This is a genomic window from Peptoclostridium litorale DSM 5388, from assembly GCF_900141635.1.
GTDB lineage: Bacteria > Bacillota > Clostridia > Peptostreptococcales > Peptostreptococcaceae > Peptoclostridium > Peptoclostridium litorale.
On record NZ_FSRH01000006.1, the window covers coordinates 168,637 to 190,354 of the forward strand.

Consider the following 21,718-nt stretch of genomic DNA (forward strand, 5'->3'; position numbering starts at 1 on the left):
TCTCTCACCTTCCCTTCTAGTCTAGCACCTTTGGAACCTTGAAGCATCCCATTTCACTGTCTGGCGCATTTTGAAGCACGCTTTCCCTCTCAAGCGAAGGCCTTACTTCGTCGTTTCTGAATGCGTTGTAGCTTCCGTTTGGATTATAAGTTATGTCTGTGTTTTCAGTGTCCACGCTTTGAAGTCTTTCCACATATGAAAGTATGTCATTAAGCTTTGTCATATAGTCGCTTATTTCCTCTTCTGTAAGCTCCAGTCTGGCAAGATGCGCTATATGGAGTATCTTTTCTCTATCTATCATTCATTTCACTCCCTTCAATATATTAAACTTGACAATCAAAATTATACCTTTTTTACACTAAATAATCCAGCTTGGCAGGAAAATAATCTGCATCAAGCCTTTTCAATGCATTCAATCTCTTCATTTGTCATGCCGTATATATAATAAATCATGCTGTCAATATCCCTTTGAAGACTTTGATATTCACCGCTGCCGCCTTGCATCTCAGTCATTTCCACAAGTTTTCTTACGATCTCCTCCACGCGGTGCTGGTCTTTTTCCGTTGCCGTTTTTATGGGAAATCTCGACAGAGGCTTTTGATAAAGCTCCAGGTATTCACCCTTTCTCTTTCCTCTGTTGTAAAGCCAGTAGTGTGAAAGCTTGCTATTCAATATCCCAAGTATATAAAGCGGGCTTATATTAAACCTTGTGATATAGTATATGTCGGCGCTTGCATACCATGGGCAGCTGTTGTATCCGAACACAGGGTATCTTGCCCTTTGGGGTACCACTATCTTCTCCCCTTCGAACACGTCCCTCTTTCTGGGCCAGTGGAGGCTGTACCACGGTATTATTCCATTTTGGGCTTCTCTTCTTTTTTCGAGTATTGGTTTGAATTTTTCTAGATGTGATATTATTTCGGGATATTTTTCCATGTCGGTGTGTTTGTCTATATATAATATGTACAGGTTTTCGCATGATTCTTCCTCTGCGCTTTCACCTGAATTCATTTTGCTGTAGTCGTCTGTATAATACCTTTTGACATTTGTAGACTTGTAAAACGGTTTTATTACGGGATGCTCTCCCAAAGGGTCCTGCACTCCCACCTTGAAAAGCTCTGATTCACGCAATATGAATATGCCGTCTTTCTCTCTTATTCCATCCATGTCTTTTTCGTTTATGTGCTTCAAATTTCTTGCAGTTGCCCTGTCGGCACCCGAGACTATCCCCTGGTTTATGCTTGAAACCTCTCCCAGAAGGCAGTCGCTCCTCATTAGTATTTTGTCCGTTATCCTCTTTGTAACAGAGTCCATAAAGAGTATTCTTCCATTTTTGTCGAACACTTCAGACGTCTTGCATATGCTGCTGCTTACAAGCCCCTCTTCCTTGCATTCAAGGGCCACTAAAGCATTTGAAAGCTTTCCCCTTGAAAATTCGAGTTTTTCATAGCAAAACTCTATATTCGAGCCGCTTTTTTGAAGTATGAATATCATATTGTGCTGCCCTGTTGCCTGGGGGAAAACCTTGAAGTCGTTAAAATCCGCGACCCATCTAAAAGTGCAGTTTTCGCTTATCTTGCTTCTCAGCTTTTTAGAATAGTCAGCGCCTGTCCAGTAATTCGTAGTTATAAAACATATGAGCCCTTGTTTCCTCGATATGTCGGCGGCCTTTTCTATGAAATAATAGAAATAATCCATTCCCTTCTCATAGTAGAGCTTTCCAAACTCATTTTCCCTCGCAATTTCAAATATCTCCTTGTTCCCCTTTTCTCCTATGTAAGGAGGGTTTCCTATTATTATGTCAAAATTTTTCTTCTCAAAATCTGTGATGAAGTCCTCATTGTAAAAATTGAGCTTTAGTCCTTCAATCCCCGTTATTATGGAGAGCCTCTCCTTGCATATGTAAAGCGCCCTTTGATCCACATCTACGGCATATATGTTTTTTTCAAGTACGTATCTGCAAATCTCTTCATACTCGGACTGCGGATACATGTCCATATTCAGCTGAACAAGCTTTCGAAAGCAAGCCACGACAAATGCGCCGCACCCGCATGAAGGGTCGAGTATCCTGATATTTTTTAACTTTTTCACCATTTGATTATTTTCACAGTCTTCAAAATACATGCTTATTGCCTTTTCAGCCATATATTTTGAAAGAAGCTCGTCAGTGTAAAAAACCCCCTTGCTCGACTTGTCCGTTTTTGAAAGAATACCCTCAAACAGCTCAGAAAGCATTAGCGAACTGTCTCCTTCGTATTTTTGGGGGACTTTCATAGAGTGAATTTCACTTTTGAACATCCCCACAGTTTTTTCAAGGGCCTTGACTGAAGACAATCTTTCTGCGTTTTTGCAATTTTCGTAAAAATCAATATACCTTTTTACAATATCCATGCATATCACCACACCTGAATTTAAAGTATAAAGCCAAGACCTGGGCACATGCAGGTCATTAAATCTGCATGCGCCAAATCCTTTTATCAGTACATATCCCCTCTGAATCACACTTTCAAACTCTACTCTAATCCCTTACAGACCCAGCTTTTCAACCACTTCTTCCTTTGATTCAAGCCTCAAAAACTCATTGAATGCATCTTCGCCGACAACCTTGACTCCCAGTGATATCGCCTTGTCAAGCTTTGAGCCCGCATCTTCTCCCGCAAGCACAAAATCTGTCTTTTTGCTCACGCTTGAAGTGGCCTTTCCACCCCTGCTTTCTATCTCGACTTTGGCATCGTCTCTGGTCATCGATGAAAGTTTTCCCGTAAGGACTATCTTCATGCCCTCGAATATCGGATTCCCACTGCTTTTGCCTGCGCTGAGGCTGATCGTGTTAACACCCGCCGCTTTTATCTTTTGGACGAGGTTTTGGTTCTTTTCATTCTTAAAGTATTCAACAGTACTTTCGGCCATTTTAGGGCCGAATTCGTCCAAGGATGATAGCATTTCAAAATCCGCAGCCATTATATCATCAAGGCTTTCAAAATTCTTCGCCAGAATCTTTGCAGCCTTTGCACCTATGAATTTTATACCAAGCCCGAACACGAGTCTGTCAAGGTCGTTGCCCTTTGAAGCCTCAATTGCGTCTATGAGGTTTCGGGCGGACTTTTCGCCCATCCTCTCAAGCTGTACAAGCTCGTCTTTATTGAGACTGTACAGGTCTGCGATGTCCTTTATAATATCGTTTTTCAAAAGAAGGGTCACTATGGACTCCCCGAGCCCGTCTATGTTCATGGCGTTTCTCGATACAAAATGTATTATTCCCCTTCTTATCTGAGCCGGACATGATATGTTGGTGCACTTTAGCGCAGATTCGCCTTCGACTCTCATGGTCTCATAGCCACAGGCAGGGCACTTGTCAGGCATTTTAAACTCCACTTCCTCGCCAGATCGCTCCTCCTTTACAACCCTTACGACCTCCGGTATTACATCTCCGGCCTTTTGTATTATCACCATGTCGCCTATTCTTATGTCCTTTTCCCTTATATAGTCCTCGTTGTGTAGTGTGGCCCTTGACACTGTAGATCCTGCAATCCTGACAGGCTCAAGTTCCGCCGTTGGTGTTATGGTGCCCGTCCTTCCAACCTGCACTGTTATTGAATTGAGCCTTGTCTTTTGCTGCTCTGCAGGGAACTTGTACGCTATTGCCCATCTCGGGCTCTTCGAAGTGTTTCCAAGCACATCCCTTTGCTCAAGATTGTTGACCTTTATTACCATTCCGTCTATTTCGTAAGGAAGAGAATCCCTGTGCTCTCTCCAATAGTGTATGTGCTCTATTACCTGACTCATGTCTTCGCAGAGCCTGTTGTCGCCGTTAACCTTTATTCCGAGCGTTTTCATGTAATCTATTGTTTCGCCGTGTGTCTTGAATTCCCTGTGGTCAGCGCTCTCCAAATTGAATACAAATATGTCGAGAGGCCTTTTTGCAGTAACCGAAGGGTCTAGCTGCCTAAGCGAGCCTGCAGCTGCATTTCTAGGGTTTGCAAACATCTGGAGGCCGTTTTCCTCCTGAATGTCGTTAAGCTCTTCAAACTTGTCCTTTGGTATGAAAACCTCTCCCCTGACCTTTAAGTCCATGCTCTCTTTGAGCCTTAGCGGTATGCTCCTTACCGTCTTTAGGTTCTCGGTTATGTTTTCGCCAGTGACTCCGTCCCCCCTTGTTGCTCCAACACTGAATATTCCATCCTCATATGTAAGCCCCACTGAAAGCCCGTCTATCTTGAACTCCACATAGTACTGGACATCTTCTTCAAGAGATGATCTGACCCTATTGTCAAAATCCAATAGATCGCCTTCTGAAAATGCATTCGAAAGTGAAAGCATTGGGTTTGAATGGACAACCTTTTCAAACTTGTCAAGCGGCCTTCCGCCGACCCTTTGAGACGGAGAGTCAGCCCTTTTAAGCTCGGGATGGCTGTTTTCAATGTCAATGAGTTCCTTCATGAGAATGTCGTATTCATAGTCTGAAATTTCAGGACTGTCCTGAACATAATATTTTTCATTGTGGTAGCTTATGAGCTCCACAAGTTCATCTATTCTTTTCTTTACTGTTTCACCTGTATTCATAGTTGACCTGCCTTTCAAAAAATAATAGCCCACATTATATTATAGTATATTGTGGGCCCTGCCGCATATGAATTTTAGCCTTCGCCATGTCCCCTTTTGGCAAGAAATGCTGAGACTGCAGCCGTTATCGGTATTGTGAGTATGAGGCCTATGCTTCCCGAAAGTGACCTCACTATCTCGGTTGCTATTATGTCAAGATTGACTATTTTTATTATGGAAGTCTCGTAGGCCATAAAAAGCAGAAGAAGAGGTATGGAGCTTCCCGTATATGCCAGTATGAGTGTGTTCGACATGGTTCCCATCATGTCCTTTCCTATATTCATCCCTGAAATGAAAAGCTCCTTTTGAGAAAGGCTTCTGTTAGCCTTGTATATCTCCTCGATTGCGGATGCTATCGAAACGCTCACGTCCATTACAGCTCCCAGCGCCCCCAGTATTATCCCCGCAAAGAGAAGGTCCTTGAACTGGAACTGGATTCCCTGCGGTATGTAAAGAAGCATTACCGCCTCTTCACTTGAAAGCCCCGTAAGCTTTACGCCACTTCCCACCAGAAACGCCAGGCCTCCCGCTATTATGACACCAAGCGATGTTCCTACGGCTGCTGCAAGGCTTTTTTTGGTGAATCCCGATATTATGAGTATTGTAACGGCAGTGACCCCTACCGCCACCATAACGGCAACAGTTACCGGACTGTGGCCGCTGAGTATCATTGGCAGCATTATCTTGAACACCGCAAATATTGTGATTGAAAGCGTCGCTATTGTCTTTATACCCTGAAGCCTTCCTATAAGTATGAGCACTGCGGCAAACCCTATGCAAAGATAGAGTATGTAGCTGTCCCTTGCATAGTCCGCAATGTGTGCGACCACCTGTCCGTCTTCTTCAAGCACCACGACCACTACCTTTTCCCCCTCTTTTACAGGTATGTCGTATACGCTGTCACCTTCGAGTATGTTGTCACTTTCAACTATCTTTCCCTTGTACTGTCCCGAGATTATCTCAAGTTTTACGTGCTGTATGGAGTTCACTGCGAACTCGCCCTCGACCTGCTCCTCCTGAACGCTTAAAACCCTCGCCTTTTCGGTCTGCATATCCTCATCGTCTGCAAACGATGTTAAAAATGATGCAAAAGTCATAAATATTATAAAAAATATAATACGTATCTTCATAAATTCCTCCCAAAGTCATTGTCTTATGCCATGTATTAATATATCATAAGTATGTTGTAGCTATATTATATTACTATGTCTTTTTATTTGCAAAAATCAAAGTCCTTTCGAGGATAGATTGTGGCATATATATTAATCAGATTCACTCTTTTTCTCAAAAATACATAATAGATTATCGGAGGACATTCATGAAAAAACATGTTCTAGCAGACATATCTCTGCTTATCGTCACAATAATTTGGGGCTCCACATTCGTGCTCTGCAAGATAGCTCTTCAGTCCATGGAGACATTCAGCTTTCTTGCCGTGAGGTTTTTCATAGCCTCTGCAATACTGGCGCTGATATTTTGGAAAAACCTTTCAAGACTCGACAAAAACACGCTTAAAAACGGACTCATAATAGGCCTTATAATGTTTTTCGCATTTGCGACCCAGACTCTTGGAATTTACTATACCACCCCTTCAAAAGCTGGATTTATAACCGGATTCACTGTTCTTCTGGTTCCGCTTATAAGCACACTGCTGTTTAAAAAGCCGCCTAGAAAAGAAAGTCTTATAGGCATAGTGTTTGCAATAACAGGCATAGTGTTTCTTACCATGGGAAGCGGAGGAGAGCTTTCGGTAAGCACAGGGGACATAATAGTTTTCGTATCCACATTCGGATATGCGCTTCAGATAATAGCCATAAGCCACTATTCAACCTTTTCAGATTCCATAAATCTGTCGATAATACAAATTGGCGTGGTTGCCGTACTTTCAGCCGTATTCGCCTTAATATTTGAAAATCCCCAGATTCCAACAGGCGCTCCCGTTTGGACATCCATACTGCTGACCGCCGTACTTGCGACTGCGGTGGCGTTTACAATTCAAAATACAATGCAAAAGCACACCACGCCTACAAGGGCGGCTCTCATATATCTTGGAGAACCCGTGTTTTCTGCTATGTTTTCGTATATGATACTCGGAGAAGTCCTGTCTCCAAAAGGTGTTTTCGGATGCGCACTCATATTCTTCGGAATGATAGTTTCAGAGGTCAAAATGGCTTCGCTTTTCAAAAAGCCTTCGAAAGCATCCGGCAGATTCAAAAAAGCAAGTTGAAATAACCGTGCAAAAGCCCTCTTTATCAACTGACAAAGAGGGCTTTTTATTGTCCACATAGGCTTTAATATCCCTTTTTCGGGTCAACCTCGTTTATGAGCTTTTCCCCGTCTATATATCTTCTGAGGTTTTCTAGTATCATATCGAATCTTCTTTCATTCCTCATCTGTGACATCCACGAGTTGTGAGGTGTCACTATCAGCCTTTTCATATCCCAAAGAGGGCAAGCTTCCTCAAGAGGCTCCTGCTCGAACACATCGAGCGCTACTCCCATGAATTTTCCGTCTTCAAGGGCTTTTACAAGCGCCTGCTCGTCTATTATGCTCCCTCTTGATATGTTTATCAGGGCGCAGTCATCCTTCATATTTGATATGAGAGTTTCATCCACAATGTGGTGAGTGTCTTTGGTGTATGGAAGCGAGAGCACCAGTACATCGCAAAGGCCTGCAAACTCATCTATCCTATCCAATGGCATACAGCAGTCGAAATGCTCTATGTCCCTTCCGTCACGGTTTAGTCCTATCACTCTGACTCCAAAGCCTGAAAACCGCTTTGCCGCCTCAACTGCAATGCTTCCGGTGCCTAAAAATCCCACTGTCTTTCCATGGATTTCAAGTACATCTCTGTTTATTTTCCACTTTTTATCCTTCTGGTTTTCATAGAAACTATAGCTCTGCTTGTATATCTCAAGCGCCTTAAGGACTATCCACTCACCCATGGGTATGCTGTATCCACCACGATTGTTTGTGATCTTTATGCCATGCTGAGCCACATATTCAAGGGGAGCCTGGTCTATTCCTATGCTCGAAATCTGTATCCATTTGAGTTTTTTCATCTTTCGGATGTCCAGATTCTCAAACGGATTATAGCACACAAGCACATCTATGCCGTCAATTTCAGGCCCGTTTTCAACAGCCCTCTCGTGAGAATAGACGATTTCATATCCAAGCGCTTTTACCTTGTCCATTTTTTCCTTGCCATAGTCGTATGTAAATAGCACCTTCATAAATTACTCTCCTTAACATGCCTTAACCTTCTATAGTCTCCCTCAGGTCTTCCGGTATATACTTCATAAGCTTTTTAGGGTCAGTCTCGTCAAGAACCTTTGCCAGAGAATAAAAACTTAAAAATACATCCTGTATGTCCTTTTGCTTTCCAAGCCTTGTGGCTCTTGCAACGTACATAGTAAGCTCTACCGCAACGTCAAATTCATTCCTTTGTATCGGTGCGGGATTCAGATTTATATCTTCCATTTAAAAAACTCCCTTCGATTTTAATTTTATCATTCCAAATTTCTTATGTATATGGTATCAGCTTTCGCCATATTCCACAACTTTTAATTACTGTTGACTCAAGTAAATCAAAGGGTATATACTCCAAATAAAACCCCTGTATAAGCTTTTCAACATTCACAGTTCGCACAGGTCATAAGCACCACTGTCCAAATATTTTTTCAAGACATATTGGAGGACTGATATAAATGAAAAAAATGAAGCTTTTTATAGCTTTAATAGTGTTTTCTCTAATTCTTACAGCATGCACCAGGGAAGAATCCACTTACTACACCGGCACGGTTGAAAGCGACAGGTATGACGTCTCTAGCGAGGTGGGAGGAATTATAAAAAAGCTGTATGTGCACGAGGGCGACTCCGTCCCAAAAGGCGGCAAAATTGCGCTCATAGACGTTACAGAGCTTGAAATAGAGCTCTCAAGGCTACAGTCCGAGCTTGGCTCATCAAAATCCACGCTTGAAAAGGCTAAAAGCGGATTCAGATCAGAGGAAATAGACAAGGTAAGAATACAGATTGGCCAGCAAGATTCAATAATAAGCTCCAAAACCGCCAGCTATGAAAACATACTCGAAAACTACAACAGGACTGCAGAGCTTTATGAAAACGGAGCAGCCTCAAAGCAGATGCTCGACGACGCCAGGACAGCCCTTGACATGTCAAAGTCAGACCTGGACAGTGCAAGCGGTCAGCGCGAATACCTTTCAAAGCAGCTGGAGCTAATGGTCAATGGCCCCACGAAAGAAGACATCCAGATTCCCGAGGGCAAGTACTCAGCAATGCTTTGGAGCATAAAAAACGTTGAAAACAAGATATCCAAGCGCTACATATACTCAAATTCAAACGGCATAGTGGAGTCCCTCAATTTTTTGGAAGGGGAATACGCACCCCTGTTTTCAAAAATAGCGAGCATAAACGACATTTCAAACACCTGGGCCAAAATATACGTCGAAGAGAAAAACCTCCACAATATATCACTGGGTAAAAAGGTGAGAGTCATGGCAGACTTCTTAAAAGACAAGCCATTTGAGGGAGTTGTCACATATGTTTCATCCGAAGGGGAGTTCACCCCCAAAAACATAGAATCCAAAGAGAACAAACAGGAGATAGTTTACGAGGTGAAAGTGCAGATTAAAGACCCCGACTCCGTGCTAAAGCCCGGCACTCTTGTCGATGTCTACCTGGGAGATGATGCAAATGGAGAATAGTAAAATTGCGGCATGGGCCAAGGGACTTACAAAGCACTTTGGAGAGATAGTAGCAGTTGACAATGTCGACATTCAAATACCAAAGGGGTTCATATATGGAATTCTCGGCCCAAATGGCGCTGGGAAATCGACCCTCATAAGGATGCTGTGCGGCGTTTTAACCCCTACAAGCGGAGACGGCGGGATATTCGGATACCGTATAAGCTCAGAGCCTGAAAAGATAAAGGAAAACATAGGCTACATGTCTCAAAAATTCAGCCTGTATGAAGACCTTACTGTACTTGAAAACATAAATTTTTACGCCCAGATATATGGTGTAAACAAAGATATAAAAGCCGAAAGGATACGCCAGATCGTAAAGATGGCAGGCCTTGAGGGACGGGAAACCCAGCTGGCAAGAAACCTCTCGGGAGGATGGAAGCAGAGGCTTTCGCTGGGATGCACTCTCCTTCACAAGCCTAAAATGCTAATACTTGACGAGCCGACAGCCGGAGTAGACCCGGTTTCAAGGCGCATATTCTGGCAGATAATATACGGCCTTTCAAAAGAAGGCATAACAATAATTGTCACAACCCACTACATGGACGAAGCAGAAAGCTGCGACGAGGTCATTTTCGTATTCAGAGGCAGGATAATAGGCAAGGGCACCCCCAAAGACCTCATACTGGAAAAAGACGCAAGAAACCTCGAAGACGTTTTCATATCTTATGTCGAGGAGGACACCGGGCACAAGGTCGAATCCTCTTTTGAGGAGATCAAGTTCATGTTCCATGAGAGGAAAGGTGATGAGGATGAAATTTAGGAGGCTTTTGGCCATAATAAAAAAGGAGTTCATACACATAAAACGTGACCCTCCAAGCCTCATAATGGCCGTTATGATGCCCATCATATTCATATTTCTTTTTGGCTATGCGGTCAACACCGATGTAGACAACATCAAAATGGCAGTGCTCGACATGGATAAGAGCACTGAAAGCCGAGAACTTGTGAGCAAGTTCAAAGCGTCAAACTATTTCATACCGTCAGTATATGTGAAAAACAGGGGTGAGATAGAAACGCTAATTGACCGGGGCGATGTCAAAAGCGCCCTTGTAATACCTTCCGGCTTTTCCAAAACCGTAAGGGGCTTTGGAAACTCAAGCATACAGCTCATAATAGACGGGGTCGATCCCACAACTGCAAGGACGGCTCTCCAAAGCGGATTTTTGCTTTCAACAAATTATTCTCTCCAGATCTCAAGTCCAAATGGAAATGGGATAAGCCCTCTCATGGGAGCTGGTAATCTCGACGTTCGGACAAAGGTATGGTACAATCCCAACCTTGAAAGCTCAAAATTCACAATACCTGGGCTGATAGGGCTCATAATGCAAAACATAACGGTAATGCTCACCGCATTTTCGCTGGTGCGTGAGAAGGAAAAGGGCACAATGGAGCTTCTCATGGTGACCCCGATAAGGCCGGTTGAGCTGATAGTCGGAAAGATGGTTCCATACATATTCATAGGAACAATAGACTTTCTCATAGCCCTTTCATTTGGAACCTACTGGTTTGACGTCCCCATTCAGGGCAGCCTCATTCTTCTGGTGCTCCTTGGGATAATATTCGTCATGTGCTCTCTCGCAATAGGCATGCTTATATCCACTGTTGCCCAGACCCAGGCCCAGGCCATGCAAATGGCAATGCTTTTCATACTCCCGAGCGTACTGCTTTCAGGCTTCGTATTTCCAAGGGAGTCAATGCCCGTTCCCATACAGCTTGCCGGATACGTCATACCCCTTACATACTTTCTAAGGATACTAAGGGGCATAATACTAAAGGGCTCCGGACTGACAATACTTTTACACGACGTTGCAGTACTTCTTCTGTTTGGAATACTCCTTCTGGCTGCGGCTTCAATGGGCTTTAAGAAAAAGCTCGATTGAACTGCAAAAGGAGCCTTCCGGCTCCTCTTTCAGTTTATATTATTCAATTTTGAATCTATCCGACTATTATCCTTATCTTGTCTATCCTGTTTTTGCTTATCTGCTCTATGACAAATTTGACTCTGCCATACTCCAGCTCCCGCCCTATTTCGGGAATTTCACCGAATTCACCTATTATAAATCCTCCCACAGAGTCAAATTCTTCAGACTCTATATTTATTCCAATCATCTCATTCACAAGATCTATCTTGACTCCGCCACCAACAATGTATTCATTTTCTCCGACAGTTTCTATATCGTCTTTAATCATGTCATATTCATCTTCTATCTCTCCAACTATCTCCTCGACGAGGTCCTCTATCGTGACAATGCCGGCAGTGCCTCCGTATTCGTCAAGGACTATGGACATTGGTATTCTCTTAGTCCTCATCTCGGCAAACAGCTCTGTTATCTTCTTGAATTCAAATGTGAAATTCGGCTCCCTTATGAATTCATATATGTCAAATTTCTCCCCGCCCAACTCATAAAATATGAGGTCTTTTATGTAGAGCACTCCCACTATGTTGTCTATACTCTCCTTGTATATTGGAATCCTTGAAAACTGCTCAGTTCTGTATATGTTTATAAGTTCATCATATGAAAGTGATACGTCTGCCGCAACCACATTTATCCTCGGCTGCATTATCTCCTTTACCTGAGTGTCTCCAAATTCAAACACGTTGTATATCATCTTTTTTTCTTCGCCTTCCAGCACGCCCTCTTCATGGCTGACGTTGACCATCACCTTGAGCTCTTCTTCCGTTATGAAAGGTCTTTCTGTGTCAAGTTTCCCACCAAACAGCTTTATTATTATATTTGTTACAAACATTAGCACTGCAACCGCAGGCCTGAGGATTACCGTTATCAGCGCTATGACATTCGCTATTTTAAGTGAAATTTTTTCAGCGTTTTGAATCGCAAGGGATTTTGGAGTTATCTCGCCGAATATCAGAACCAGTATGGTCATGACCCCGGTTGCAATTCCAACGCCTTTGCTTCCGAAGTATTTTATCGAAAGCGAAGTCGCCAGGGCCGATGCCCCTATATTAACAACGTTGTTGCCCACAAGTATCGCTCCAAGAAGCCTGCTTGGATTCTCGACAAGGTTGCTTACAAGCTCGGCTCCCTTTACCTTTTCATCGACCATGTGCCTTACTCTTATCTTGCTAAGAGACATCAGCGCCGTTTCCGATGCCGAAAAAAATCCTGATAAAAAAATGAGGACAGCCAGCAATATAAATTGCCACAAATCATATATTTCCAATACACTCTCACTCCCAATTGTTAGTTATACAAATTCTATACTGTTTTATTTTAGTCTTCAGCTTCATGTTCTGCCTCAAATGGCTCAATATGTGCTATAACCTGTATGTTTTCGCAAACAACACTTCTGATTTTTCTTTCTATTTCATGCGCAAGCTCATGGGCCTGCTCTATGCTCATCTGGGGATCAACCATTATATGCAAATCCACATATATGTCGTCCTCCCTTCCCCTGCTTCTTATTTTATGTACATCCTTGACGCTTTCAAACTCCATGACTGTCGATCTTATAAGTTCTTCGTCGACTGCATATTTATCAACCAAAACACTTCCCGCTCTTCTAAATATACCATATGCCGCATTCATTATAAAGCCTGCAACCACAAAGGATGCTAAAGTATCTACAATTGGGGGAAAACCCATTTTTATGAGAATAAGAGTTGAAAGCACTCCTATTGTAACAAACACATCGCTTTTTGTGTGAAGAGAGTCAGATATTAACACATCGCTCCCTAGCCTTTTTCCCTGAGAGTATTCAATTTTCGAAACCGCTATATTCGTAATTAACGTTGCCAAAAGCGCCAAAAGGCTTGCCGTGCTTATTCTCGGCTGCACTGGGCTTATTATCCTGCAAAAAGCCTCTTTTATCACCTCCATGCCCATCAAAAAAAGCATCACCGCTATGAAAAGGCCCGCCATGGTCTCAAATTTCTTGTGTCCGTATGGGTGTCCCTTGTCAACGGGTCTTGACGCAATCTTAACGCCTATTATTCCTATCACATTTGAGGCCCCGTCTGTAACCGAGTGAAAACCGTCAGCAACCATGCTTGTGCTTTGAACCATCCTTCCAACCACAATTTTAATCAGTGCGACGGCTATATTTGCAAACAGTATTATCCAAAGTACACGAAGTATCTTATTATATTCACTGGACATTTTATAATCCCTTCTCTCTGATTTGTCAGCTTTGCAAATCTCCATATCTTCTTGAGATAAACATACCCAACAATACAATGCTCTATTCAAATCACTTGATGTCCATGCCGCCACTTGAAGCCTCTTTTTTATGCTTCTTCTCAATTTGATTTTTTTATTTATATGGTATAATTTTTTATTATAATGTCCATGTGCACAAAGGGAGGTTTGCCAAAATGGGATATAAAAAGAATATAAAGCACTCATGCAGCCTTGACTGCTGGGACTGCTGCTCTTTTGACGTCACAGTTGAAGACGGCGTAGTAACCAAGATAGAAGGAGACAAAACTCACCCCTATACAAAAGGGGTCATATGTATCAAGGGGAAAAAACACCTTGAAAGACTCTACAGCGGAAAAAGGCTAAAATCACCACTTCTTAAAACAGACAGGGGATTTAAGGAGATATCTTTTAATCAGGCTGTAGACATAATGGCCCAAAAGCTTTCCCAGTGCAGGGATGATTACGGGAGCCTGAGCGTGATGCATTTTTCTCAGTCTGGCGCAGGAGGCGTGTGCAAATCGATAGAGGACATATTCTTCAACTTCTACGGCGGAACAACCAAGTCAAAGGGAAGCACCTGCTGGGGGGCTGGAATACAGGCCCAAAAATGCGACTTTGGAGACGTGAAAAGCCACAGCCTTGACGACATTGTGAATTCAAACCTTGTTGTGCTTTGGGGAAGAAACCCCCATTCCACATCGGTGCACCTGATGGCCGCAGTTCAAAATGCAATGAAATCCGGAGCGAAGGTAGTGACAATAGATCCTATAAGGTCTGAAACCGCAAAAAGATCAGACATCCATATACAAGCGCAGCCTTCATCTGACCTTGCGCTTGCACTGTCTATGACAATATTTGTGCTTAAAAACGGCCTTGAGGACAGGAAATTCATTCAAAATCATTCGGTAGGATTTGAAAACTACAGGGATTACCTTTTCGGTCTTGATGTTGAAGAGCTCGTATCGCACACCGGCCTTTCCCTTTTGGAAGTCGAAAATCTCGCCATTATGTTTGCAAACGCCAGGCCTGCTGCCGTTTATCCGGGTTACGGGCTACAAAAATATAAAAACGGTGTAAATACCATAAGGGCTATAGACTGCCTCTGCGCAATTTGCGGATATGTCGGAGTGAGCGGCGGCGGCGTTAGCTACGCCAACAGGGTATATCCCGGCGTTTTGGAGCTCGACCCGTTTGCCAGCGCTTCTCATGTAGCATATGAAAGGGAGTTCATGCTTCGCGACTTCAGCCACGCCATCACAAGCCTTTCAGACCCTCCCGTAAAAATGCTGGTGGTAAGCAAGGCGAACCCCATGAACCAGCTTCCAGACCTTACAAAGGCCCAAAGTGCATTTTCAAAAGTTGAATTCACAGTTACATTTGACATGTTCATGACAGATACGGCCGCTCTTAGCGACCTTGTCATACCTTGTACAAATACTCTCGAGAGCGACGACATAATATACAGCTCCATGAACAACCCCTACATAAGCTTCAGCCAAAAGGCCGTGGAACCTTTTGACATTCTAATGGACGAATACTATTTCTTCCAGGAGCTTGCAAAGGAAATGGGCATGGACAACTACCCTTTAGTCGGCAAGTTGGAATACCTTGAAAAAGTGGTGGAGCCTCTAAAGGAATACGGCTATACCTTTGATGACATTAAAAATGGTCATGTGACAATACAGCCTCCTGAGGCTCCGTGGCGTGATATGAAATTCAAAACTCCTTCAGGGAAATTCGAATTTGTATCAAGTACTGCGAAAATTGCAGGCCTTTGCCCTCACCCAGAGTTCATACCTCCTGAAAAAGGCTGCGGGCTAAGGCTTATAACGCCTCATGCTAAAAATTCACTTTTCAGCCAGCACTTTTTTGACAAGAGCGCACCCTCACATGCATACGTAAACCAAAAAACCGCAGATTCCAAAGGTATTAGCGACTGCGAAACAGCCGTGATTTATTCTGAAAACGGGCATATAACCGTAAAAATAGCGGTGAGCCCCGACATACCTGACGGGGTTGTATCTATGGACATTGGGTGGCATAAGATTCATGGAAACCCAAACTTTCTTACAAGCTCAGCTTCTTCTGAAAATGGCGAGCAGCTCGCATACTATGAAACATTCGTGGATGTCAAAAAAGTTTAATAGACGCCAAAATATAAAAGAGGGTGACGACTCGCCCTCTTTTATGTTTTCCTTATGTAATTAATTTGCCGCATTCATTGAATTACTTTTTATTTAACCTTTTTGCTTTCAAATGCTTTTTCGGCTTTAAGTGCAAGCGAGGCGCTGGCTATTCCAAGAATCACCCCTGCGGCTATGTCTGTCGGATAGTGTACAAACAGGTACATCCTTGAAAATGATATAAATGCGGCAAGCAAAAACACGCCCGCCGTGACCCTTTTGTCGCTGAACTTCTTATGCAGGGCCCAAAACGCGCCAAAAGACGCCGTAGTATGTCCCGACGGGAAAGAATATGTAGTCGGAGCCTTTATGAGGAGCTTCATGCCCTCGATTTCTTCAAACGGCCTGGGTCTTTGGAATATCTTCTTCAGAAATCCATCTCCCAGTATGACTCCTATTAAAAGTGCACCTGCGAGGACAATTCCGTGCCTTCTGTATTTTTTAGTAGCCATTAAAACCAGCGCTATTACAATCCATATCATGCCCTTGTTTCCAATCTTGGTGACAATAGGCATTAAGAAGTCAAAAAAATCATTTTTTGCAAAACCGGCTATCCACTGGAGCAGTTTCATGTCAACAGCTTGAATATAAGTCAGCATGCTAAAGTCCTTTCTATGTCTTTATATTTTACAATTCATAGTATACATTAAAAAAAGGCAAAAGCCCATATCAAAAGAGCTCTTGCCTTTACAGATTTATACGATACGATTCAACCGCATATTATGTTATTGGTTGAACACGACAACTAAAAGCATTTTGAACCTTTCAGCTGCAACAAGTCCGTGAGGTATGCCCGAAGGCATTACTATGGTCTCTCCCTGCTTTACGTTGAAAAGCTCTCCGCCTATTGTTATTTCAGCTTCTCCGTCTATCATATAGACAAATGCATCGCCGTCTGAAGAGTGGGTGCTTATTCCCTCTCCCTTGTCAAAAGAAAACAGCGTCATGCTCGAATTTTTGCCCTGTGAAAGAGTCCTGCTTATTACCTGTCCCTCTTTGTATTCAATCAGCGAATCAAGTGCAAATACCTTTGAAAATTCTATGTTCTTTATTAGATGCTTTTCCATTGTTAATTTCCCCCTTTGTTTTCAGCTCTTAAGCTACTATAAACTAATTATAAGGGACTCTCTTTATTTATTCCGTAACACCAGTTACTAACTCGCTATAATTTTTTCCCTGTATAAGCATATTTTCAATCTCCGCCGCAGGAACCGGCCTGCTGAAAAGGTAGCCCTGTGCCGTATCGCACCCAATCTCTCTAAGGAATTCAAGCTGCCTTTTGGTCTCAATCCCTTCAGCCACGACCTCTTTGCCCAGCCCATGTGCAAGCTCTACGACCGTTTTCACTATGAACTCATCCTGCTTTTTCTCTTCTATGTTTTTTATAAATCCCCTGTCTATCTTAACCACGTCTATAGGGAGATTCTTGAGGTATGTCAAAGACGAATAACCCGTTCCAAAATCATCGAGCGCTATTTTGATCCCCTTATCTCTCATCCTCTGAAGCACCTCTCCAGCCGTATTAATATTCTTCATGACCGCCGTTTCAGTAACCTCAATCTGTATGTCCTTTACCGATATTCCCTCGCTTTGGATTATCCTCTCAAGTTCTCTGTCCACATCGCTGTTTGCAAGCCTTTTGCTGGAGAGGTTTATCGACATTTTTATATCTGCAAAGCCCATGTCCTCCCATTTTCTTTTAGTATTGCATGCTGTCTTCAAAACCCAGCTGCCTATCTCTAGTATCTGGCCCGTTTCCTCTGCAAGCGGTATGAAGTCTAGAGGCGATATGAACCCCTTTTTAGAATGGAACCACCTCACAAGCGCCTCCATGCCTTCTATTTCACCGGTTTTCATGTTTACAAGTGGCTGATAGTAAAGCACAAATTCCTCTTCTTCAATGGCCCTTCTGAGGCTATTTATCATGTCTATATGCTTTAATGTCTTTTCCTGCATGCTGTCAGTGTAGAAGCAATAGCTGTCCTTTCCATTTTCCTTGACGCTGAACATTGCCGTGTCCGCGCTTTTCAAAAGGGCAGTCATGTCATCTCCGTTGTCCGGATATACAGCAACCCCCATGCTGAAGGACACGAAGAATTCATGTTCCTGGAGAATCCACGGCCTTCGAAGGTGCTTTATAAGCCTGTCAAGCTTATTGGCCACGTCTTCATTGCCATCCATATTCCCTATCAGTATAGAAAATTCATCTCCGCTAAGCCTTACAGGCATATCCTCCCTATCGAGCTGATTTTTAAGTATGTCCGCTATATAGGTAAGCAGCATGTCGCCGCTTGCATGGCCCAATGTGTCGTTTACATGCTTGAAATTATCCACATCCATGTAAACCACTGCAAATTTTGTGCCGTTTGACTTATGCGTATCTATGAGCCTGTTTATTTCAACTTCGAACATGTTCCTGTTTGGAAGGCCTGTGAGTTCATCATAATAAGCCATATACTGAAGCTTTTCTTCCATTTTCTTGTATTCTGTTATGTCGGTATGGGAGCCGGCTATTCTTACAGGCTCTCCCTCGTTATCCCAGATGGCCTTTCCACGGCTCAAAACCCATATGTATATGCCATCCTTGTCCATAATCCTGTACCGGTTTTCATATATACCGCTTTTCGAGCGCAGATACTCCTGAAATTTTTGCACCACACCCGCTCTGTCCTGTGGATGTATTCTGTCTGTCCAGTCCTTCAGACTGCTTTTTAACGCTTCATTATAAATCTCCTCATCTTTGACCCAACCTAAAGATGAATAGTATTTGTCATTTTTCACATCCCAGTCCCATATCCCGTCATTTGAACCTTCAACCGCCAGCTCGTAGCGCTGCTCGCTCTCGAAAAGAGCATCCCTGTGCGCCTTTAGTTCATCGAAATTCTCCCTCAGCTCGTCTTCCATTGCCGTAAGCTCTTCATATGTGGTCGAAAGCTCTTCATAAGACATATATATTTCATACATGGCCTTTTTAAACATTTCCATCCTGTTTTTTATAAGAAAATAAAGAAGCATCATCGTAATGACTACATAAAGCCATCCCTTGTACATTTGGACCTGCCTGTAAAGGTATTGGTTTGTTATCACTTTTCCAACAACCCAGTCTGAAGTCATTATCCATAGCGTCCCAGCCACTCCGTACATGATAGCTATCCGCGACGCCTCTGCTCCCGGGTTTATTTCCTGCTTGTGTTCAAGCATATGCTCAAACTCAGCTCTGGCCTTCGTAGACCGCCTGCCGAATATTGAAAGCTTTTCAAATATATTATTCATAAATTAGGCTCTCCTTATGATTTTTGTATAACTGTGATTAATTCCTTAAAATAGATACATTTTAATTATATTATAAAACAAATGCCTCATGCACCTTTTTCACAAATCATTCTTGCTTTTCACATTACAAAGGGGACGGCGCATGCGCCGTCCCCTTTGTCAATCTCAATTATTCATTTCAATATAGCTTTCAAGTTCGTCTTCTTTCATTGGCTTTGAGTAATAATATCCCTGAACTATGTCACAGCCCGCTCTTTTCAAAAATTCCAGCTTATCCTTGTCTTCAACTCCTTCTGCAATTACATTCATTTTCATGCTGTGGGCAAGCCTTATTATCCCTTCAACTATTGATGTTCCCTTTTCACTGACATTTATATTGTCTATGAAAGCCTTGTCTATTTTCAGAGTGTCAACAGGCAGGCTTTGCAAATAGCTGAATGAAGAGTAGCCCGTTCCAAAATCATCAAGAGCTATTTTGAATCCCATGGTGCTCAGTTCACTCAATATTTTTGAATTTCTTTCAAAATCTTTCATGAGAACATTTTCTGTTATTTCAATTTCTATATTTTTTGAAAAATCAACACCATATTTAGCAATCTTAGCCTTTATGTTGTCTACAAAAGATTCTTCTTCAAGCTCTGTAGCCGATATGTTTATTCCTATTTTTTTACATTCAGAAGAACTATTACACATTTGCTTAACCTTTTCCAAAGCCTCTTCAAATACCCATCTACCTATTTCTATTATCTGGCCAGTCTCCTCAGCCACTTTTATAAATTCAAGAGGAGACACCCTCCCAAGCTGTGCATTTTCCCATCTCAAAAGAGCTTCAAACCCAGTTATAGCATCGTCTTTCAGGCTGTGCTGTGGCTGGTAGTGAAGTTCAAACTCTCCAAGTTCCACCGCATGTCTAAGGTTTATTTCTATATCGGCCTTTCTTGAAATCTCCTCTCCTATTGTGCTGTTAAAAAACTGATATCTGTTCTTTCCCGTCTCCTTTGCACTATACATCGCCGCATCCGCATTTTTCAAAAGCGTGATTTTATCTTCCCCATCATCCGGATAAACAGCTATCCCCATGCTTGCTGTGATGTATATGTGCTTTCCATCTATATTAAACGGATGCCTGATCTCATCCAGAATCATATTGCATATATCTCCCAGTTTGCATTCTTTATCTAATAAATCATATACTATAAACAAAAATTCATCTCCGCCAAATCTCGATAAAGTCACCTGCCTGAAACGGCTACCCAGTTCCTTAAAACGTATTGATATCTGTACGAGTATATTATCTCCGAACCCATGTCCCAGCGTGTCATTTATCCTTTTAAAATTATCAATATCCACAAATATGACGGCACAGTCGGTTTCCAAGTCAATATTACTTTCCAAGGCTTCTATGCCAGACCTTCTGTTTAAAAGCCCCGTAAGCTCGTCATGTTTTGCAATATATCTTACATATTCTTCCGATTCCTTTTTTTTGGTTATATCGGCTATGGAACCTGCCACCTTGATTACAGCTCCGAGCTCGTCCCTGTAAGACTGACCCCTTATGTGCATCCACTTGTATCCTCCAAGCGCATGGCTCACTCTGAAGTCATGGCTGTACGAATCAGCCCTCCCATATTTTGCATCCCTGAAAACTTTCAATGAATTTTTAATGTCAGCGGGATGCAGCTGCTCTTTAAGCTGCTCCAATAAATTTCCTCTTACATCTATGCTTCTGCCTGTTATCCTGGTCCAGTTGTCAGATATGAAGAATTCTTCATTTTCAATGTCGAATTCCCATATGACATCATTAACACCATCAACTGCACGTGTGTACCTTTCTTCCTTTCTTTGCAGCTCCTTCCTGAGCCTTTTTAGCTCTGAAATATTTTTGTTCTTGTTCATTATCTTTAGCTGCATGGCCAAAAACAATACAAATAAAGCTGCAGCTGCAATAGCATGAAAAATCATATTTCTATGTACAATATCCATACCGATTTTACTGCCGCTCACTTTTATGCTCCATTCATGGTTTTCTATTTGGATCTTTTGCTCGTATGCCGGATTAGAATGTTCCATTCCATTTTCATAGAAAAGCCGGCCTTCAGAGTCGTATATCGTTATGTTGTAGTTTCTCAAATAGGCCTTTAATGTGTCATGCAAATATACGTCCAAATCCATAACGCACACAAGAAAACCTTCAAAATCTCCATTTTTAAATATGGGGCATCTTATTACGAGTCCCTTTATCTCGCGATCAATATATTTCAAATCATAGGGGTCGTTAACAGTAACCTTTCTTTCTCTTATCGCTTCCTCTACAGCCTTCTCCACTTCAGCTCTTTCAATAAGAGATCTTCCAATAAGATTTTCATTTCCTTCAATAGGGTATACCATATCCGTTACTGTATCCTTGTTCTTGTGCTGTACATATACTATGTTTGGAAGTTTTTCCATATAGTATTTTGCCGTTGAGTTGAACTTTTCCAAGCTAATAGCCTTGTCCTCTATGAAGTAATACTCCATCAATTCAATGGCAGATATATTCATTCCTATATCTTTTTCTATCTTATTTACAATCTGGATACCTATCTCATTTACGCGTTCACTTTCTTTTTTTACCTTCTGGGCATAAAATATCTTTCCTGCATGCATAAATGCAAACATGAACAAAATCATCTGGACCGCTATAAACAACATTACAGCATTGTTTTTAATTCTTAATTTGATTTTTGACAACATA

At 42.3% G+C, this 21,718-nt stretch carries 17 protein-coding genes; 5 read left to right on the top strand and 12 right to left on the bottom strand.

Going from position 1 to position 21,718, the window contains the following annotated elements; all coding sequences use genetic code 11:
- Positions 1-16 precede the first annotated feature (16 nt).
- From gatC to BUQ87_RS07555, 4 genes are all read right to left on the bottom strand, one after another.
- The gene (gene gatC, locus BUQ87_RS07540; protein ID WP_038264139.1) at positions 17-301 is read right to left on the bottom strand and encodes an Asp-tRNA(Asn)/Glu-tRNA(Gln) amidotransferase subunit GatC; all 285 of its coding nucleotides are present in this window, start codon (positions 299-301) and stop codon (positions 17-19) included.
- A 92-nt stretch (positions 302-393) separates the two neighbouring features.
- Positions 394-2,391: an Eco57I restriction-modification methylase domain-containing protein gene (locus BUQ87_RS07545; protein ID WP_143182429.1), complete on the bottom strand. Its 1,998-nt coding sequence runs from the start codon at positions 2,389-2,391 to the stop codon at positions 394-396.
- A gap of 135 nt (positions 2,392-2,526) precedes the next feature.
- A complete protein-coding gene (gene ligA, locus BUQ87_RS07550; protein ID WP_038264142.1) occupies positions 2,527-4,563 on the bottom strand; it encodes an NAD-dependent DNA ligase LigA in 2,037 nt (678 codons plus the stop codon).
- A gap of 74 nt (positions 4,564-4,637) precedes the next feature.
- Positions 4,638-5,732, bottom strand: coding sequence for a YibE/F family protein (locus BUQ87_RS07555; protein ID WP_038264146.1), 1,095 nt, complete (start codon positions 5,730-5,732; stop codon positions 4,638-4,640).
- 188 nt (positions 5,733-5,920) lie between these two features.
- On the opposite strand from BUQ87_RS07555, the gene BUQ87_RS07560 reads away from it, so the two are divergent.
- Entirely contained in the window at positions 5,921-6,829 is a 909-nt protein-coding gene (locus BUQ87_RS07560) for a DMT family transporter (protein ID WP_038264149.1), read from the top strand.
- A 64-nt stretch (positions 6,830-6,893) separates the two neighbouring features.
- Here the strand turns inward: BUQ87_RS07560 and BUQ87_RS07565 are convergent, their stop codons facing one another.
- The gene (locus BUQ87_RS07565; protein ID WP_038264152.1) at positions 6,894-7,835 is read right to left on the bottom strand and encodes a phosphoglycerate dehydrogenase; all 942 of its coding nucleotides are present in this window, start codon (positions 7,833-7,835) and stop codon (positions 6,894-6,896) included.
- A 22-nt stretch (positions 7,836-7,857) separates the two neighbouring features.
- On the bottom strand, positions 7,858-8,082 hold the full coding sequence (locus BUQ87_RS07570) for a hypothetical protein (RefSeq protein WP_038264155.1): 225 nt from the start codon (positions 8,080-8,082) through the stop codon (positions 7,858-7,860).
- A 227-nt stretch (positions 8,083-8,309) separates the two neighbouring features.
- Here BUQ87_RS07570 and BUQ87_RS07575 point away from each other — a divergent pair, with 227 nt between their 5' ends.
- From BUQ87_RS07575 to BUQ87_RS07585, 3 genes are read left to right on the top strand one after another with little or no spacing between them, the layout of a single operon-like run.
- Positions 8,310-9,326 carry an HlyD family secretion protein gene (locus BUQ87_RS07575; RefSeq protein WP_052636074.1) on the top strand — a complete coding sequence of 339 codons (1,017 nt, stop codon included), beginning with the start codon at positions 8,310-8,312 and terminating at the stop codon, positions 9,324-9,326.
- On the top strand, positions 9,316-10,128 hold the full coding sequence (locus BUQ87_RS07580) for an ABC transporter ATP-binding protein (RefSeq protein ID WP_038264158.1): 813 nt from the start codon (positions 9,316-9,318) through the stop codon (positions 10,126-10,128). Before BUQ87_RS07575 ends, BUQ87_RS07580 begins: the two co-directional genes overlap by 11 nt.
- Positions 10,112-11,248: an ABC transporter permease gene (locus BUQ87_RS07585; protein WP_330391288.1), complete on the top strand. Its 1,137-nt coding sequence runs from the start codon at positions 10,112-10,114 to the stop codon at positions 11,246-11,248. The genes BUQ87_RS07580 and BUQ87_RS07585 overlap by 17 nt, the downstream gene beginning before the upstream one ends.
- A 55-nt stretch (positions 11,249-11,303) precedes the next feature.
- On the opposite strand, the gene BUQ87_RS07590 is transcribed toward BUQ87_RS07585, so the two are convergent.
- A complete protein-coding gene (locus BUQ87_RS07590) occupies positions 11,304-12,551 on the bottom strand; it encodes an HlyC/CorC family transporter (RefSeq protein ID WP_038264161.1) in 1,248 nt (415 codons plus the stop codon).
- 50 nt (positions 12,552-12,601) lie between these two features.
- Positions 12,602-13,531: a cation diffusion facilitator family transporter gene (locus BUQ87_RS07595; RefSeq protein WP_242943804.1), complete on the bottom strand. Its 930-nt coding sequence runs from the start codon at positions 13,529-13,531 to the stop codon at positions 12,602-12,604.
- Between the two features lie 170 nt (positions 13,532-13,701).
- On the opposite strand from BUQ87_RS07595, the gene BUQ87_RS07600 reads away from it, so the two are divergent.
- Positions 13,702-15,672: a molybdopterin-dependent oxidoreductase gene (locus tag BUQ87_RS07600; RefSeq protein WP_038264165.1), complete on the top strand. Its 1,971-nt coding sequence runs from the start codon at positions 13,702-13,704 to the stop codon at positions 15,670-15,672.
- 89 nt (positions 15,673-15,761) lie between these two features.
- On the opposite strand, the gene BUQ87_RS07605 is transcribed toward BUQ87_RS07600, so the two are convergent.
- The 4 genes from BUQ87_RS07605 to BUQ87_RS07620 form a co-directional block, all read right to left on the bottom strand.
- Positions 15,762-16,310 carry a phosphatase PAP2 family protein gene (locus tag BUQ87_RS07605; RefSeq protein WP_038264167.1) on the bottom strand — a complete coding sequence of 183 codons (549 nt, stop codon included), beginning with the start codon at positions 16,308-16,310 and terminating at the stop codon, positions 15,762-15,764.
- A gap of 126 nt (positions 16,311-16,436) precedes the next feature.
- Positions 16,437-16,778: a cupin domain-containing protein gene (locus BUQ87_RS07610; RefSeq protein ID WP_038264170.1), complete on the bottom strand. Its 342-nt coding sequence runs from the start codon at positions 16,776-16,778 to the stop codon at positions 16,437-16,439.
- Between the two features lie 67 nt (positions 16,779-16,845).
- A complete protein-coding gene (locus BUQ87_RS07615; RefSeq protein ID WP_052636075.1) occupies positions 16,846-18,984 on the bottom strand; it encodes a putative bifunctional diguanylate cyclase/phosphodiesterase in 2,139 nt (712 codons plus the stop codon).
- 165 nt (positions 18,985-19,149) lie between these two features.
- Positions 19,150-21,717, bottom strand: a complete 2,568-nt coding sequence (locus BUQ87_RS07620) for a bifunctional diguanylate cyclase/phosphodiesterase (RefSeq protein ID WP_052636076.1) — start codon at positions 21,715-21,717, stop codon at positions 19,150-19,152.
- Between the last annotated feature and the right edge of the window lies 1 nt (position 21,718).

Coding starts and splice junctions, on each gene's coding strand:
- gatC (WP_038264139.1), bottom strand. CDS start 301: ATGATAGATAGAGAAAAGATACTCCATATAGCGCATCTTGCCAGACTG.
- BUQ87_RS07545 (WP_143182429.1), bottom strand. CDS start 2,391: ATGGATATTGTAAAAAGGTATATTGATTTTTACGAAAATTGCAAAAAC.
- ligA (WP_038264142.1), bottom strand. CDS start 4,563: ATGAATACAGGTGAAACAGTAAAGAAAAGAATAGATGAACTTGTGGAG.
- BUQ87_RS07555 (WP_038264146.1), bottom strand. CDS start 5,732: ATGAAGATACGTATTATATTTTTTATAATATTTATGACTTTTGCATCA.
- BUQ87_RS07560 (WP_038264149.1), top strand. CDS start 5,921: ATGAAAAAACATGTTCTAGCAGACATATCTCTGCTTATCGTCACAATA.
- BUQ87_RS07565 (WP_038264152.1), bottom strand. CDS start 7,835: ATGAAGGTGCTATTTACATACGACTATGGCAAGGAAAAAATGGACAAG.
- BUQ87_RS07570 (WP_038264155.1), bottom strand. CDS start 8,082: ATGGAAGATATAAATCTGAATCCCGCACCGATACAAAGGAATGAATTT.
- BUQ87_RS07575 (WP_052636074.1), top strand. CDS start 8,310: ATGAAAAAAATGAAGCTTTTTATAGCTTTAATAGTGTTTTCTCTAATT.
- BUQ87_RS07580 (WP_038264158.1), top strand. CDS start 9,316: ATGGAGAATAGTAAAATTGCGGCATGGGCCAAGGGACTTACAAAGCAC.
- BUQ87_RS07585 (WP_330391288.1), top strand. CDS start 10,112: ATGAGGATGAAATTTAGGAGGCTTTTGGCCATAATAAAAAAGGAGTTC.
- BUQ87_RS07595 (WP_242943804.1), bottom strand. CDS start 13,531: ATGGAGATTTGCAAAGCTGACAAATCAGAGAGAAGGGATTATAAAATG.
- BUQ87_RS07600 (WP_038264165.1), top strand. CDS start 13,702: ATGGGATATAAAAAGAATATAAAGCACTCATGCAGCCTTGACTGCTGG.
- BUQ87_RS07605 (WP_038264167.1), bottom strand. CDS start 16,310: ATGCTGACTTATATTCAAGCTGTTGACATGAAACTGCTCCAGTGGATA.
- BUQ87_RS07610 (WP_038264170.1), bottom strand. CDS start 16,778: ATGGAAAAGCATCTAATAAAGAACATAGAATTTTCAAAGGTATTTGCA.
- BUQ87_RS07615 (WP_052636075.1), bottom strand. CDS start 18,984: ATGAATAATATATTTGAAAAGCTTTCAATATTCGGCAGGCGGTCTACG.
- BUQ87_RS07620 (WP_052636076.1), bottom strand. CDS start 21,717: ATGTTGTCAAAAATCAAATTAAGAATTAAAAACAATGCTGTAATGTTG.